This is a genomic window from Ruegeria sp. BG5, from assembly GCF_056538425.1.
In genome coordinates, this window is record NZ_JBQFTC010000001.1 from 1,585,777 (window position 1) to 1,600,686 (window position 14,910).

Below are 14,910 nucleotides of genomic sequence, written 5' to 3' on the forward strand. Positions count from 1 at the left end.
GTCACCTCCACGTCTTTTTCCGCTTCCAGCGGCGGTTTTCCCGCGCGCCTTCTTCCTGCACGCCCAGATAGAAATTCTGGATGTCCTCGGATTGCAGCAATGTGTCGGCAGCCCCATCCATGACGATGCGTCCGACCTCCATCACATAACCATGATGCGCCAGTTCCAGCGCCGCGTGGGCATTCTGTTCAACCAGCATCATCGTCATGTTCTGTTCGTCATTCAACCGTTTGAGGATGCCGAAGATCTCCTGAACAAGCAGCGGCGACAGACCCAGCGAGGGTTCGTCCAGCAGCATGATCTTTGGACTGGCCATCAGGCCCCGGCCAATCGCCAGCATTTGCTGCTGACCGCCTGACAGGGTTCCGGCCTCTTGTGCGCGACGCTCTTTCAGAACCGGGAAATAGCTGAACACCATCTCGCGATCCTGTTCGATCTGGGCTTTGTCCTTGGCCGTGTAGGCCCCGAGGCTGAGGTTTTCGTTCACGGTCAGCAGGGGAAATACCTCGCGGCCCTCGGGGACATGAACGATGCCTTGTTGCACAACCTTATGCGGCTCGGACCCCTGAATATCCCGCCCGTCGAAGGTGATCTTGCCTTTTTCGGGGTCCATGACGCCCGAGACGGTTTTCATCAGCGTGGTCTTACCCGCCCCATTGGCCCCAAGGATCGAGACGATCTGACCCGGATGCACATCCAGCGAGACACCGCGAATGGCCATGATCGGGCCATAGAAGCTTTCGATATTGCGGATTTTCAGGATCGGCTCGCTCATGAGGCTTTCCCCAGATAGGCCTCGACCACGGCGGGGTGGGATTGCACCTCGGCGGGTGTTCCAAGGGCCAGTTTGGCCCCATCCGCCATCGCCAGAACTCGGTCAGACACGCCCGAGACCAGACCCATGTCATGTTCGACCATAAGCACGGTGATCCCCATCTGCCGCCGGATGTCATCGATCCACCAGCGCATATCCGTGGTTTCCTCGACCGACAGGCCTGAGGCTGGTTCGTCCAGCAGCAACAGCTTTGGATCGGTGGCCAGCGCGCGCGCCACCTCGACCACTTTGCGCACACCGTATGGCAGGCCCGAGATCATCTTGTCGCGATAGGCCTGCAGGTCGAGGAAGTCGATGATCTGTTCGACCTTCTCGCGGTTTTCCAGTTCCTGCCTGCGGGCCGAGGGTAGGAACAGAACCTCGGACAGCAGGTTGGTTTTGCGGTGCCGGTGCCGACCGACCAGCAGGTTTTGCAGCACGGTGGCATGTTCGAACAACTCGATATTCTGAAAGGTCCGCGCCACGCCAAAGGCGGCCACGCCCGAAGGTTTCACCCGCAACAGATCATGCCCGTCAAAGCGGATCGAGCCCGCGACCGGGTCATAGAAGCGTGAGATCAGATTGAACACAGTGGACTTGCCCGCGCCGTTGGGGCCGACGATGGCAAACACCTCGCCCTCCTCGACCTCAAACGACAGATTGTCGACCGCGGTGACGCCGCCGAATTTCAGGGTGACGTTCTCGAACTCCAGCAGACTCATCTCAGACGCTCCGTCTTGAGATAGGATTTCTGCCGTTTGAACATGTCCTTGCGGTAGAAGGGGAACAGCTCGAACCAGGTGCGGATTTTCAGCCAGCGGCCATACATGCCCAAGGGTTCGAACAGGATGAAGGCGATCAGGATCATGCCGAAAATGCCGAATTCCAGCCCCGGAATAGCGACTGTACTGCCGCCGAACAGGACACCCACATACTCCTTCGAGATTGACAGGAATTGCGGCAGGAAGCCGATCACGATAGCCCCCAGAAACGCGCCGTGGATCGAGCCCAGCCCACCAATCACAATCATCATCAACAACTGGATCGAGATCAGAACTGAGAAAGTTTCATTGTTGAACGCCCCGGAAAACATGCCCATCAACGCGCCGGCCCAGCCGGTTACGGCACAGGACAACGCGAACGAGATCATCTTGGTTCGGGCAATATCGACCCCCATGGCTTGCGCGGAGACTTCCGAATCCCGCACGGCGATGAAGCTGCGCCCCAAAGGTGCGCGCAGCAGGTTGATATAGCCCAGCGTGACCAGAACAGCGACGCTCAGCACCAGCCAGAAGAATGGGGCGGGGGTGCCCCAGCGATCCACACTCAGGCCAAAGATGTCGACGCCGCCGATGAACTTGCCCGCCACGCCACCCGTCAGAGGCTCGGCCAGAACGATCACGTCATCCATCAGGATGGACAATGCCATGGTAAAGATCGCCAGATAGATCCCGTGCAGGCGCAGGGCAGGGATGGCCACGGTGACACCGGCTATTCCGGTCAGGACACCGGCCAGCGGGAAAGCGATCAGGAAGGGTACGCCAGCCTCGATCAGGATCACATTGGCATAACAGCCAAAGGCCAGAAATGCAGCGTGACCAAGGCTGACCTGCCCCGTATGGCCGGTCAGGATCATCAGACCCAGACCGGCGATGGCCCAGATCAGGACATTGGTCAACTCACCCAGATAAAAGTCATCCAGCCACCACGGGGCAACCGCGACGACGACTAGCAGGAGCAGATACAGAACCAGTTGGTAGCGGTCCTTCCAGGGCCGAATATCCTGCATGTAGTTGGTTTTGAAAACGATGCGCATCGATCAGACCTTCTTGACCCGAACCTGGCTGAACAGGCCGTTGGGCCGGAAGATCAGCACGGCCAGCAGCAGCGCATAAGGGGCGATCTGGCTGTAGCCTGCGGCGATATAACGGCTGGCAAACGGCTCGATCACGCCGACGATCAGACCACCCGCCAACGCGCCGGGCAGGCTGCCGAAGCCGCCAATCACGGCGGCAGCAAAAGCCTTGATCCCCAGCAAGCCCGTCGTTGGATCGACCGAGCCCTTCGCGGCGAAGAGGATACCGGCGATCCCGGCCACAACTCCGGCCAGCGCCCAGATGAACCCCTGCACGCGCTTGACCGGAATGCCCATGTAATAGGCCGCCAACTGGTTCTGTGACGCACCCTGCATCGCCAGCCCCAGCTTGGTTCTGCTGAAGAACACATAAAGACCCCAGGTCAGCAGGATGGTGACGACGATGACAGCAACGTCCTCCATCCCCAGAACAAGCCCGCCAAAGCGGACCTCTTTCCCGGCCAGTGGGTTTTGCAGTGTCTGCGGTTCATGCCCCCAGATCAGCCCGGCGACAAAGCGGATCACAAAGCCCAGAGCGATGGTCAGGATGACAACGGCGGTCTGGCTTTGACCGAACATGCGGCGGATGATCAGGCGATCCAGCAGATACCCCAGCGCCCCCATGATCCCCAGAGAAATCGGCAGTGCCATCCAGAAAGGCAGGCCCATATATTCGGTGTTTGTCAGGCCGATCGTGACAAAGGCCCCCAGCATCATGAAATCGCCCTGCGCGAAATTCACCGCTTCGGTCGCCTTGTAGATCAGAACAAAACCAAGCGCGATCAGGCCATAAACACACCCGTTCGCCAGCCCGCTGATCAGCAGCTGCGCGTTATCCAAGCTCACCCTCCCCATGCCGGTTATCCGGTTCATGTCCAACCCGCACAGCAAAGGTGCGGCGTTCGTTCTACTATGGCGTGATAATCACCTTCCCGTCACTCTTTTTTAGCGCATCGGCGAGATTTGGGATCAGATTCCTGAGTGTAAGCCGTTCTGACACATCGGTTTTCCATCGCCCATCGGCAAACCGGGCCTGAACTTCGGTCACAACGCGCATCTGGTCTGCGGGCGGCGTGGACATCATCCATTGCGTCAGCCAGAAGCCTTCGATCCGCTTGCCCATAAAGATCAACTGGCCGGTTTGCGTCAGCGTCGGGGCCTCGCTGCCCAGCTTGCCGTAACACACCCACCGCGCCTTGTTTGGCATGGCGCAGAACACCTGTTCCGAGAGTTGGTCCATCACCGCATCCAGAAACATGCGAGGTTTCAGTGTGCGGCTCAGCTCGGCGAATTTCTGGCCCACATCAGGGTCCGAGGTGACCAGCACCTCGGACGCGCCAAGGTCTTTGAGCATATCGACAGTCTCGGCCCGCCGGACCAGAGCGATGGGTTTCAGACCCAGATCGCGCCCCAAGCTGCACATCAGCTTGCCCAGTTGGCTGGTCGCGGCCGAGATGACAAAGGCGTCGCCTGCCTCTTTCGCCATGTCGACCATTGCCATCGCGGTCAGCGGGTTGACGATCTGAGCCGCACCGTCATCGTCCGAGATGTCCGGGCGCAGCGGGATGCACATCTGCATCTGGGTCACCACATACTCGGCCCACGCGCCCGAACCTGCCGCCACAAAGGCCACGCGCTGATCCTGTAACGACTCGGCCCCTTTGCCGGTGGCCACCACATCGCCGCACCCCTCAAAACCCGCCGCAGCCCCCTTGACCCGAGGTTGTCCGTACTCGCCCTTGATGAAATGCAGATCCGATGGATTGACCGAGGCTGCACGCAGCTTGATCAGAACCTGACCGGGGCCGGGCTGGGGAACGGGCAGTTCCGCTTCGGCCAGCCAGTCATCGGCATCCTCGATCACCGGGCCGGTCATGGTGCCGGAATAACCCTCATGCCTGAGGATGGTTGCGAACATGGAAGAGGGGATATCGGTCACGGTTACGTCCTAAAAATTGTCGCCGTTGTATCGCTTGAATCCGAAGGACCCTGCGAAATGGCGATGGTTTGGGTGTAACGTGAGCCAAGCAAATGGGGGCTGCTGCGTCAATCGCGCGGATACCTGACCCAACGGAAGGGACGGTAACGTCCAAAAAAGGGGTCAGCCCTGAAAGCTGACCCCCGTTTTTTTATTGTTGCGTCAACAGATTGCGCAGGTCCTGGATCTTTTGCAAAATCGTCTCGGGCGAGGCTTTGATCTCATCAAAGATCTGGATCGCCTGGGTTTTCAGCTCTTCCGACAGCACGCTGTCCTGAACCGAGGCAACCATGGCGTCATAGTCGAACTGCTGCGCGGTCAGCATTCCGTCCTGCAGCCACGAGTTGAAGAGTTCCTGACCCTGACCTGCCAGCGCCGCAACCTGATCGCCAGCCTGCTCGGCCGCATCCGCGGCTTGATCCGCGACCGAAGACGCGGCCTCGGCTGCCTGATCCGCAGCAGCATCCAACGCTTCCGAGGCGGTATTCTGCGCGGACTCAACCGCGTCAGTCACAGCCTCTTGCGCGTCGGCCACCGCGTCGCTTGCCGCGTCTTGTGCCTCTGTCGCCGCGTCGTTCACAGCTTCGGCTGCATCTTGTGCGGCGTCCTGCAATTGCTCTGCCGGGGTGGGCTCGGGTTGGTTCAGATAGTAATAGCCGCCAGCGCCGATTGCAGCGATGACAATGGCCAGAATAAGAGTACGCGACATGTGAATCTCCTTTGGAATTTGTGTCGCCGGGATGCGGCAAAACTAGCTGTTCTCAAAGGGGAATTCCGCGAGTTTTTCTGCATCTGCGAGATATGCGCCATGCTACGCTGATCCAGCCGGTCCGGCACGGCAATAACACGCCAACCCGCACGATGATCTTAGATTTCTGGCCACACACCACTTGAAAGTTGCGCGCCCTATGATGTCGGAATTTCTGGCTACTCTGATTGAGTGGCGGAGAGACAGGGATTCGAACCCTGGGTGGGCTTGCACCCACAACGGTTTTCGAGACCGCCCCGTTCGACCACTCCGGCACCTCTCCGCGGGGGTCTGTGAGGGGGGGATTTAGTGAGGAACGGGCAGGGGTGCAAGCAGAAAATTCCTCAAATTCAGAAAGCCGTGATTTTCCATTGCCTGCCGGATCAAAACACCTAGGCTGATGGGTATGACACATCATGCCCAACGCCTTGCTCTTTCGTTTTTGGCCCCGCTTATCGCACTGTTGCTTTTGCCTTCACTTGTGGCCGCAGCCAATCGAGACCGGATCGAGGCTTTTCTGACCACCACGGGGTTTGACGTTGCCCTGGAAAGCATCGCGCTTGCGTCCGGGTCGGCACCGCAAATGCTGGGAATTGACCCGGACGGATTCGGCTCGGACTGGACGCGCCTGACGGAAGAGGTGTTCGACACCGAGGGCATGCATGAAACGGCTGTGTCGATCCTTGAGCAGACCCTGAATGACGAAGCACTGAACCATGCGGTAGACTTTTATGCCTCGGATCTGGGTCAGCGCCTGGTCGTGGCCGAAAATGCCTCGCACCTGAAAGAGGATGAGGACGGCAAGCAACTGGAAGGACAGCAGATCTTTGCCGCGCTGGTCGAGGCGGGGTCGCCACGGGTTGAAAGCTACAAGCGTATGAACGCGGCGATTGACTCGTCGGGCACTGCATTGCGGGCCTTGCAGGAGATTCAGGTGCGGTTTCTGCTGGCGGCAAGCGCTTCGGGCGTTATCGAATTGCAGCTGAGTGCGGATGAGTTGCGGGAAATGCTGAAACGCAATGAGGCCGGGATGCGCCAATCGCTGCAATTGTCCGGGCTGGCGGGGGCTGCGTATACCTATCAGGGCTTCTCGGACGCCGAAGTGGATGACTATGTCGAGGCGCTGGAACACCCGCTGATGCAGGAAGTCTACGAATTACTGAACGCGATCCAATACGAGATCATGGCCATGCGGTTCGAAGTTCTGGCAGCCCGAATGGCTGAATTGCACCCCGCGCAAGACATATGATGCGTCTGCTGACACTTATTCCCGCGCTGCTTTTCTGGGTTGTGCCCGGCTTTGCCAGTGAAAAGGTCGAACGGCTGGCCCTGGCCATGCATTTAATGCAGGCGATGGACATTATTGTCGACGAAGGCGACACCCAGCGGCAGGAACTGGACAAGACCCTATTGGACAATTCCGGTGGCGAGTTCTTTGAGGCGCAGGTCGAGGACATCTTTGACCCTGTCTGGATGCGCAACCGGATGACCGACGCTTTTGAGGTCGGACTGACCGATGCTCAACTGGATCAGGCAATCGAGTTTTTCGAAAGCGACCTGGGACAGACCATTATCACGCTGGAAAATTCGGCCCGGCGGGCATTTCTGGATGAAACCATCGAGGATATGGCGCGGGAGGCTTATGAAAATGCCTCGAAGGACGACGTGCATTATGAACTGGTGGACGAGTTTATACAGGTAAACGATCTGATTGACCTGAACGTTCAGGGCGCGCTGAGTGCCGATTACAATTTCTTCAAGGGGTTGGAATACGGCCCCAGCTCTGACGATGCCGAGTTGCTGGCGCAGCTTTTGGCCGAACAGGATGCGGTTACCGCAGATACGACCTCATGGGTCTATTCCTTTCTGCTGATGGCCTATGCCCCGCTGGACGAGACGCAGATGCGCGAATACATTGCCTTTTCCCGAACCGAGACGGGCAAGGCCCTGAACGACGCCTTGTTTGACGGGTTCGACCGGATGTTCGATGGAATTTCCTTCCGCTTGGGCGAGGCCGTTGCACAGGTTTTGAACGCCCCGGATCTTTAGGCCCGGTTGGGTGTTGACTTTGCCCCGCAATCTATGGATAAGCGCGCATCCCGGCCGGTTTTCCGCGCCGGGTCTCGTTATTATTTGACCCATCGGGATTGTCCCGGGGTCGTCACACAGCCCGAAAAGGGCGCGCTGTTCGAGGTGGCGAAAGCCGGCAACACCCATACGGGGACCACAGAACGCGGGTATGAAAAGGAAAGACGCATGTTTGCGGTCCTCAAGACTGGCGGCAAGCAGTACAAGGTTCAGGCGGGTGATATCCTCCGCGTTGAAAAACTGGCTGCCGACGCAGGTGAAAAAGTTCAATTCAACGATGTTCTGATGCTGGGCGGTGACGCTCCGGTTGTTGGTGCACCTTTCGTTGAAGGCGCAGGCGTACAGGCCGAAGTGATCGAACAGATCAAAGGTGACAAGGTCATCAAATTCGTCAAGCGCCGTCGTAAGCACAGCTCGAAGCGTACCGTTGGCCACCGTCAGAAGCTGACTCTGGTCAAGATCACCGACATCCTGTCGTCGGGCGCTGACAAGTCGGGCATCAAAGCTGCAACCGGATCGGCCCCGGCTGGCGAAGCAGCACCTGCTGGAAAGCCCGCCAAGAAAGCTGAAGCCAAAGCAGAGGCACCTGCCGCTGCTGCTGCCGCCGACGATCTGACCAAGCTGAACGGTGTCGGCCCTGCCGCTGCCAAAAAGCTGGTTGAAGCCGGTATCGAGAGCTTTGCCGCTCTGGCCGCCTTGTCGGACGAGCAGATTGCTGCTATCGACACCATCAAAGTGAAACCCGAATGGGTTGAGCAAGCCAAAGAGCTGGCTCAGGGCTAAGGAGAGAGAGAATGGCACATAAAAAAGCTGGCGGTTCCTCCCGTAACGGTCGCGACTCAGCGGGTCGCCGCCTTGGCGTGAAACTCTATGGTGGCCAGGCAGCCATCGCAGGCAACATCATCGTACGTCAGCGCGGCACCAAGTTCTGGCCGGGCGAAGGCGTAGGCATGGGCAAAGATCACACCATCTTTGCAACCACCGATGGCGCCGTGAAGTTCCACAAGGGACTGAAAAACCGCACCTTCATTTCGGTCCTGCCAGTGGCGGAGGCCGCAGAGTAAGCCGAAACCCATAAGGTTAATAAAAAATTCATGGGGGACCGGCAGAAAGTGCCGGTCCCTTTTTCGTTTTAACGCAGTCGTGATTGACCACCCTAATGACAGTCGCAACCACCAGTTTCCTGATCTTTGCCGCCAGCCAGGTCGGCACGCCGGGACCAGCCAATATGGTCCTGCTGGGAACAGGTGCGCGCTATGGTTTTCGGGCGGCATTGCCTTTTGTGGGCGGCGTTATATTGGGCAAGCAGTTGATCATCTGGCCGGTTGGGTTCGGGCTGATGCAAATGGCCGATCAGGCGCCGTTGGTGTTTGAGGTGCTGAAATATGCCTCGGCCGCGTATATTGTCTGGCTGGCGTGGAAGATTGCCAATCTGCGGCTGTCGCGCGGAAACGCTGACACGCAAGTGCCGGGTTTTCTGGCCGGGCTGATCGTTCACCCGCTGAACCCAAAGGCCTGGGCGATGATCATTGCCGGGTTTACGGGCTTTGTGGCCGTGGGCACATCAAGTTTTGAAGCGACGTTAACAATCGCTCTTTGCCTGTTGTTTTGTCAGGTCTTATTGCACCCGGTCTGGACTTTTGCAGGCGATCGGATCGCCCAGACGGTTGAAGGTCGGCCTGCGGAAAAATATCTGATGTGGACGTTAGCCAGTTTAACCGTTGCGTCCGTACTTTTTGTGTTGTTCGGAGGAGGAACGCACTCATGAAACTTGAGACGATAATCAATCAGCCGGTCATCGAAACCGAGCGGTTCGACCTGCGCCCCCTGCGCCGGTCGGATATGGGTCTCATTGAACATTATGCAGGCGATGAGCGCGTGGCGCGGATGACAACGTCGATTCCGCACCCATTGCCGCCGGGCTCGATTGAGGCCTTTGTGACCCGTTCGATGGCCGAAGACCGGGACGAAGACGTCTGGGCGATGGACGCCACCAAGGATGGCGGGCCTGAACTGATCGGCCTGATCTCGTTGCAGCGGCTGGATCGCAACCAGTCCGAGGTCGGCTATTGGGTCGCTCCGGTTTACTGGAACACAGGCATCGCGTCCTTGGCGGTCGAGGCTCTGGTTCTGGCGAATCCGCTGGAAAACTCGACCATGTTCGCCAGCGTGTTTCAGGACAACCCGGCCTCGGCCCGGGTGCTGACCCATTGCGGGTTTGAATATCTGGGGGACGCCGAAAGCTATTCGGTGGCGCGCGACGCAAATGTGCCCACCTGGACCTATAGTAAAAAACTCTGACTTGTGGCCGATGGGGCCTTTGCAGTAGGGGACTGACATGAAATTTCTCGATCTTGCAAAGGTCTACATCCGGTCCGGGGCCGGCGGTAGCGGCTGCGTCAGCTTCCGACGCGAAAAATACATCGAATACGGCGGACCCGATGGCGGGGACGGCGGTAAGGGCGGGTCTGTCTGGGCCGAGGTTGTGGATGGGCTGAACACCCTGATCGACTTCCGCTATCAACAGCATTTCTTCGCCAAGAACGGCCAGCCCGGTCGCGGTCAACAACGCACCGGCAAGGATGGTGACGACATCATCCTGCGCGTACCTGTCGGGACCGAGATTCTGGACGAGGACGAAGAGACCGTCATTTGCGACCTGACAGAGGTCGGACAGCGGTTCTTGCTGGCCAAGGGCGGCAATGGTGGGTTCGGCAACCTGCATTTCAAATCGGCCACCAACCAGGCCCCGCGCCGTGCAAATCCGGGGCAGGCGGGGATTGACCGCACCATCTGGCTACGGCTGAAGCTGATCGCGGATGTGGGTCTGCTTGGCATGCCCAACGCGGGCAAATCGACCTTTCTGGCAGCGACCTCGAATGCCCGACCCAAGATCGCCGACTATCCGTTTACAACGCTGCATCCCAATCTTGGTGTTGTCGGCGTCGATAACGTCGAATTCGTCGTGGCCGATATCCCCGGCCTGATCGAGGGCGCGCATGAGGGGCGCGGAATCGGCGACCGGTTCCTTGGCCATGTCGAACGCTGCGCGGTTCTGTTGCATCTAGTCGATGGCACCTCGGAAACCGTGGTCGAGGATTATCGGACCATCATCACCGAGCTTGAAGCCTATGGCGGAGAGCTGGCGGACAAGCCGCGCATCACCGTGCTGAACAAGATCGACGCTTTGGACGAGGAAGAGCGCGATCTGATCAAGGCCGAGCTTGAAGAGGCCGTTGGTGGCCCCGTCATGACCATGTCCGGTGTTGCTCGTCTCGGCGTGACCGAGGTGTTGCGGGCTTTGCGCGCGCAGATCGACGAAAACCGCCTTCGCCAAAAGCCCGCTGAGGAGGTTCAGTCTTGGCAACCCTGACCGCAGCACGCCGCTTGGTGGTCAAGATCGGGTCTGCCTTGCTGGTTGACCGGCACACCGGTTTGCTGCGCTCGGACTGGCTGAAATCACTGGCGCAGGACGTGGCGTGGCTCAAGGGGCAGGGCGCGGATGTCATTCTGGTGTCCTCCGGCTCAATCGCATTGGGTCGCGGCGTTCTGGGATTGCCGATGGCAGACTTGCCACTGGAGAAATCGCAAGCGGCAGCGGCAGTGGGTCAAATCAGGCTGGCGCGCGCCTATGAAGAGGCGCTGGCCCCTCATGACATCACCACGGCTCAGGTGTTGGTCACGCTGGAGGACAGTGAGGATCGGCGGCGCTATCTGAACTCGCGCGCCACGCTTGAGACTTTGTTGGGGCTGGGTGTTGTGCCCATCGTCAATGAAAACGACACCGTCGCCACGGACGAGATTCGCTATGGCGACAATGACCGTCTGGCCGCGCAAATCGCGGTGACGGTCGGGGCCGATCAGCTGATCCTTCTGTCCGACGTCGATGGGTTCTATTCCGGCAATCCGAACGAAGACCCCTCGGCCACCCGCTATGACACCATCGACACCATCACGCCCGAGATTGAGGCGATGGCAGGCGATGCCGGGTCCGGCCTGTCCAAAGGCGGGATGAAGACCAAGTTGCTGGCCGCCAAAATGGCGACTGCGGCGGGCTGTGACATGGCGATAACCGAAGGATCGCCCATCAACCCATTGAAATTGCTTGAAAATGGCGCGAACTGCACGTGGTTCACGGCGACGTTGGACCCGCATGCAGCCCGCAAGCGCTGGATCTCAGCCATGAAACCACGTGGGGAGATCAAGGTGGATGCGGGTGCCGCAAAAGCGCTGGCCAATGGCAACAGCCTGCTGCCCGCCGGTATCGTCGAAGTCACCGGAGATTTCGGGCGCGGCGACCCCGTTGCAATCCTCGACCCGCAGGCGCGGCGACTGGCGCAAGGGATCAGCCGCTATACCGCGCAGGAAGCGGACGCGATCAAGGGGCGCAAATCCTCGGAGATTGAGGCGACGCTGGGCTATCCCGGTCGCGCGGCGCTGATCCACAGGGATGATTTGGCGCTGTAATGGCGCAGAAAGGCATATGATATGAAGGACCTCGACAATATCCCCGCCCTGATGGCCGACCTTGGCAAACGCGCCAAAGAGGCTGCGCGCGAACTGGCCTTTGCCAGCGCCGAGCGCAAACATGCGGCCCTGATCGCGGCTGCTGAGGCCGTTTGGGCCAACCGTGCGGAAATCATCGAGGCCAACAAGAAAGATCTGGAGTTTGGTCGTGACAAGGGCCTGAGCCCCGCAATGATGGATCGCCTGATGCTGGACGAATCCCGCATTCAGGGCATGGTTGACGGGCTGCGCACTGTCGCGGACCAGACCGACCCTGTGGGTGAGGTGATCACCGAATGGGACATGCCCTCGGGCCTGAATATTCAGCGGGTGCGCACGCCGTTGGGTGTGATCGGCGTGATTTACGAAAGCCGCCCCAATGTGACAGCGGATGCGGGTGCTTTGTGCCTGAAATCAGGGAATGCGGTGATTCTGCGCGGTGGGTCCGAAAGCTTCCACTCCTCAACCGCCATCCACGCGTGTCTGGTCGAAGGGTTGAAGGCCGCGAACCTGCCCGCAGATGCGATTCAACTGGTTCCGACCCGTGATCGCGCCGCAGTTCAGGAATTGCTGACCATGACCGACTATGTCGATGTCATCGTGCCCCGAGGTGGCAAAGGCCTTGTCGGGCTGGTTCAGCGCGAGGCGCGCGTTCCGGTCTTTGCGCATCTGGAAGGCATCGTGCATATCTACATCGACAAAGCCGCTGACCCGCAAAAGACGCTGGACGTGGTGCTGAACGCAAAAACCCGCCGCACCGGTATCTGCGGCGCGGCTGAGTGTCTTCTGGTCCATCAGGACGTCGTAGACACGTTGGGGCGTGACGTGATCGCGGCGCTGATTGCAGCGGGTGTCGAGGTCCATGCCGAGGGCGCTCTGGCCACAGAAGGGACCGTCGCAGCCACCGCCGATGATTGGGGCAAAGAGTTTCTGGACAGCATCATCGCTGCCAAACCCGTTGCCGATATCGACGCGGCGATTGCGCACATCCAACAGTTCGGCTCGAACCACACCGACTGTATCATGACTGAGGACACTGCTGCCGCAGGGCGCTTCTTCGAACGGCTCGACAGTGCGATTTTGATGCACAACGCCTCAACCCAGTTTGCTGATGGTGGTGAATTTGGGATGGGCGCTGAAATCGGGATTGCCACCGGCAAGATGCATGCGCGCGGACCGGTGGGCGCGGCGCAACTGACCAGTTTTCAGTACCTGGTGCGCGGCAACGGCACCACCCGCGCCTAAAACCGAAGGGCGACGCGGGTTGAGTTGGTTTCTACGCTAACCCGCCGCCCCATCGCGGTCGCCGTCTCCGGCAGAAGGGCAAACTGCACCTGCGCAGGCGTGATCTTTTTGGGAAACCGCCCCGTTGTGACGTTCTTCCAAAGATCAGGGTCGACATTTAACTTGTCCGCCGTCCCGGTCACCTGCCAGCCGGTACCATTGACTGAAATCTCGACCTCGCCACCCAAGGGCATCGCACTTTCGCAACACATCAGCGCCAGAAAGGCCAGCTTGACCTGATTGCGCGGCACCGGCTCGGTCAGGTTCCAGTTCACCCGCACACGTCCGGCGCGTTCGATATCCTTCAGCAATTCAGCGACTTCGGTCTTCCCCAGCGGCTGATCGCTGGCCGACCCGAACGCCACCCGAAAGAACCGGATACGCGCGCCCGCGCTGCCAACACTGCCCGAGATCAACTCCATCTCGGGGCCCTGCACTGCGCCAACCATGTCCAACAGTTCCAATCCGTTGGTGATTGCCCCAATCGGGCTGATCAGATCGTGACAGATCCGCGAGCCGATCAGCTCGGCCAGGTTGACGTCCGTAGCGCCCATGCGTACCTCCTGCTGTATCTGCCACCGGACCGGAGCCCAAATGTCAGACCTCAATGCCATTCTTGCACCGGGCATGTATGTCCGCCACCCGGATTTCCCCGATTGGGGTATCGGACAGGTGCAGTCCAACATCGCAGGCAAGATCACCGTTAACTTTCGCGAGCAGGGGAAAGTGGTAATCGACGGGACACGCATTGCCCTGGTGCCGGTCTTTGATCCGTGAAACTGGTTTAGGAAAGGTTAACGCTGAACACCAGATGTGGCCGTGTTGCCTTTACGTGAAAACCTGCGGTATCAGCCGGGGGCAATTCAAAGGATAGACATGCCGGATACAGGCCCCTCATTTACCATCAAACTCGCCGAAACCGAGGATGACCTGCGCGCCGCGCAACGGCTGCGCTATGATGTGTTCGTGCGCGAACTGGGCGGCGGCGGCGAGATGGTCGATCACGACGCGGGTCTGGAACAGGACAAGTTCGACCCGTATTTCGATCACATGCTGGCCATTGACGACCTGAGTGGCGAAGTTGTGGGCGTTTACAGGCTGTTACCGGGCGAACGTGCTGCGGAAATCGGGCAGTTCTATTCCGAAGACGAGTATGATCTGACCGTCTTAAAGCAAAGCGGACGCAAGCTGTTGGAATTGGGCCGGTCCTGCCTGCATGCAGATTATCGCGGTGGTACTGCGATGTATCACCTGTGGAATGGCTTGGCCGCCTATGTGAACGAACGCGGGATCGAAGTTCTGTTCGGCGTCGCCAGCTTTCACGGCACCGATGTTCAACCCCTCGCGCAATCCCTGTCCATGCTGCACCACAACCATCTGGCCCCCGAGGATCTGCGGGTGCGGGCACAGCCGGACGTGTTTCAATCGATGGATCTGGTCGCGCCCGAAGACCTCGACCGCCGCGCCGCGATGGTGCAGGTGCCCGCGCTGATCAAAGCCTATTTGCGTTTGGGTGGATTTGTGGGCGAGGGGGCGTTTATCGACCATGCGTTCAACACCACGGATGTTTGCCTGATCCTGGATACCGCCCGTATGAACGAGCGGCAAAAACGCATCTATGGTGGGGCATAACCGGC

18 protein-coding genes and 1 tRNA gene are annotated in these 14,910 nt (G+C 59.2%); 11 read left to right on the forward strand and 8 right to left on the reverse strand.

Going from position 1 to position 14,910, the window contains the following annotated elements:
* Window position 1: 1 nt before the first annotated feature.
* The 7 genes from ACR0KX_RS07380 to ACR0KX_RS07410 form a co-directional block, all read right to left on the reverse strand.
* Window positions 2-775, reverse strand: coding sequence for an ABC transporter ATP-binding protein (locus ACR0KX_RS07380; RefSeq protein ID WP_170450737.1), 774 nt, complete (start codon window positions 773-775; stop codon window positions 2-4).
* Window positions 772-1,536 (reverse strand): ABC transporter ATP-binding protein, encoded by a 765-nt coding sequence (locus ACR0KX_RS07385; RefSeq protein WP_170450735.1) that lies wholly within the window; start codon window positions 1,534-1,536, stop codon window positions 772-774. The genes ACR0KX_RS07380 and ACR0KX_RS07385 overlap by 4 nt, the downstream gene beginning before the upstream one ends.
* Window positions 1,533-2,630: a branched-chain amino acid ABC transporter permease gene (locus tag ACR0KX_RS07390; protein ID WP_170621795.1), complete on the reverse strand. Its 1,098-nt coding sequence runs from the start codon at window positions 2,628-2,630 to the stop codon at window positions 1,533-1,535. The genes ACR0KX_RS07385 and ACR0KX_RS07390 overlap by 4 nt, the downstream gene beginning before the upstream one ends.
* Before the next feature lie 3 nt (window positions 2,631-2,633).
* Window positions 2,634-3,509, reverse strand: coding sequence for a branched-chain amino acid ABC transporter permease (locus ACR0KX_RS07395; RefSeq protein WP_170518560.1), 876 nt, complete (start codon window positions 3,507-3,509; stop codon window positions 2,634-2,636).
* 70 nt (window positions 3,510-3,579) lie between these two features.
* Window positions 3,580-4,608, reverse strand: coding sequence for an alcohol dehydrogenase catalytic domain-containing protein (locus ACR0KX_RS07400; RefSeq protein ID WP_480708189.1), 1,029 nt, complete (start codon window positions 4,606-4,608; stop codon window positions 3,580-3,582).
* A gap of 190 nt (window positions 4,609-4,798) precedes the next feature.
* Window positions 4,799-5,356 (reverse strand): hypothetical protein, encoded by a 558-nt coding sequence (locus ACR0KX_RS07405; protein WP_170621797.1) that lies wholly within the window; start codon window positions 5,354-5,356, stop codon window positions 4,799-4,801.
* A gap of 232 nt (window positions 5,357-5,588) precedes the next feature.
* Window positions 5,589-5,678, reverse strand: a tRNA-Ser gene (locus tag ACR0KX_RS07410).
* Between the two features lie 123 nt (window positions 5,679-5,801).
* Between ACR0KX_RS07410 and ACR0KX_RS07415 the strand changes: the two genes are divergently transcribed.
* From ACR0KX_RS07415 to ACR0KX_RS07455, 9 genes are all read left to right on the forward strand, one after another.
* Window positions 5,802-6,644 (forward strand): DUF2059 domain-containing protein, encoded by an 843-nt coding sequence (locus tag ACR0KX_RS07415; protein WP_170621798.1) that lies wholly within the window; start codon window positions 5,802-5,804, stop codon window positions 6,642-6,644.
* Complete coding sequence (locus ACR0KX_RS07420) at window positions 6,644-7,444, forward strand: DUF2059 domain-containing protein (RefSeq protein WP_480708191.1); 801 nt, start codon at window positions 6,644-6,646, stop codon at window positions 7,442-7,444. Before ACR0KX_RS07415 ends, ACR0KX_RS07420 begins: the two co-directional genes overlap by 1 nt.
* A 207-nt stretch (window positions 7,445-7,651) precedes the next feature.
* The gene (locus ACR0KX_RS07425; RefSeq protein WP_170621800.1) at window positions 7,652-8,266 is read left to right on the forward strand and encodes a 50S ribosomal protein L21; all 615 of its coding nucleotides are present in this window, start codon (window positions 7,652-7,654) and stop codon (window positions 8,264-8,266) included.
* A gap of 11 nt (window positions 8,267-8,277) precedes the next feature.
* Window positions 8,278-8,547, forward strand: coding sequence for a 50S ribosomal protein L27 (rpmA, locus tag ACR0KX_RS07430; protein WP_039535512.1), 270 nt, complete (start codon window positions 8,278-8,280; stop codon window positions 8,545-8,547).
* A 95-nt stretch (window positions 8,548-8,642) separates the two neighbouring features.
* Complete coding sequence (locus tag ACR0KX_RS07435) at window positions 8,643-9,251, forward strand: LysE family translocator (RefSeq protein ID WP_170518575.1); 609 nt, start codon at window positions 8,643-8,645, stop codon at window positions 9,249-9,251.
* Window positions 9,248-9,784: a GNAT family N-acetyltransferase gene (locus tag ACR0KX_RS07440; protein ID WP_170450716.1), complete on the forward strand. Its 537-nt coding sequence runs from the start codon at window positions 9,248-9,250 to the stop codon at window positions 9,782-9,784. The genes ACR0KX_RS07435 and ACR0KX_RS07440 overlap by 4 nt, the downstream gene beginning before the upstream one ends.
* A gap of 37 nt (window positions 9,785-9,821) precedes the next feature.
* Window positions 9,822-10,856 carry a GTPase ObgE gene (obgE, locus tag ACR0KX_RS07445; RefSeq protein ID WP_170518578.1) on the forward strand — a complete coding sequence of 345 codons (1,035 nt, stop codon included), beginning with the start codon at window positions 9,822-9,824 and terminating at the stop codon, window positions 10,854-10,856.
* The gene (gene proB, locus ACR0KX_RS07450) at window positions 10,844-11,950 is read left to right on the forward strand and encodes a glutamate 5-kinase (RefSeq protein WP_170518581.1); all 1,107 of its coding nucleotides are present in this window, start codon (window positions 10,844-10,846) and stop codon (window positions 11,948-11,950) included. The genes obgE and proB overlap by 13 nt, the downstream gene beginning before the upstream one ends.
* Before the next feature lie 21 nt (window positions 11,951-11,971).
* The gene (locus ACR0KX_RS07455) at window positions 11,972-13,234 is read left to right on the forward strand and encodes a glutamate-5-semialdehyde dehydrogenase (protein WP_170621804.1); all 1,263 of its coding nucleotides are present in this window, start codon (window positions 11,972-11,974) and stop codon (window positions 13,232-13,234) included.
* On the opposite strand, the gene ACR0KX_RS07460 is transcribed toward ACR0KX_RS07455, so the two are convergent.
* Window positions 13,231-13,827 carry a histidine phosphotransferase family protein gene (locus tag ACR0KX_RS07460; protein ID WP_170450707.1) on the reverse strand — a complete coding sequence of 199 codons (597 nt, stop codon included), beginning with the start codon at window positions 13,825-13,827 and terminating at the stop codon, window positions 13,231-13,233. The two genes, ACR0KX_RS07455 and ACR0KX_RS07460, sit on opposite strands and share 4 nt — an antisense overlap.
* Before the next feature lie 40 nt (window positions 13,828-13,867).
* On the opposite strand from ACR0KX_RS07460, the gene ACR0KX_RS07465 reads away from it, so the two are divergent.
* Window positions 13,868-14,050, forward strand: a complete 183-nt coding sequence (locus ACR0KX_RS07465) for a DUF3553 domain-containing protein (protein WP_170450705.1) — start codon at window positions 13,868-13,870, stop codon at window positions 14,048-14,050.
* Between the two features lie 99 nt (window positions 14,051-14,149).
* Complete coding sequence (gene olsB / locus ACR0KX_RS07470) at window positions 14,150-14,905, forward strand: L-ornithine N(alpha)-acyltransferase (RefSeq protein WP_170450703.1); 756 nt, start codon at window positions 14,150-14,152, stop codon at window positions 14,903-14,905.
* Window positions 14,906-14,910: the final 5 nt, after the last annotated feature.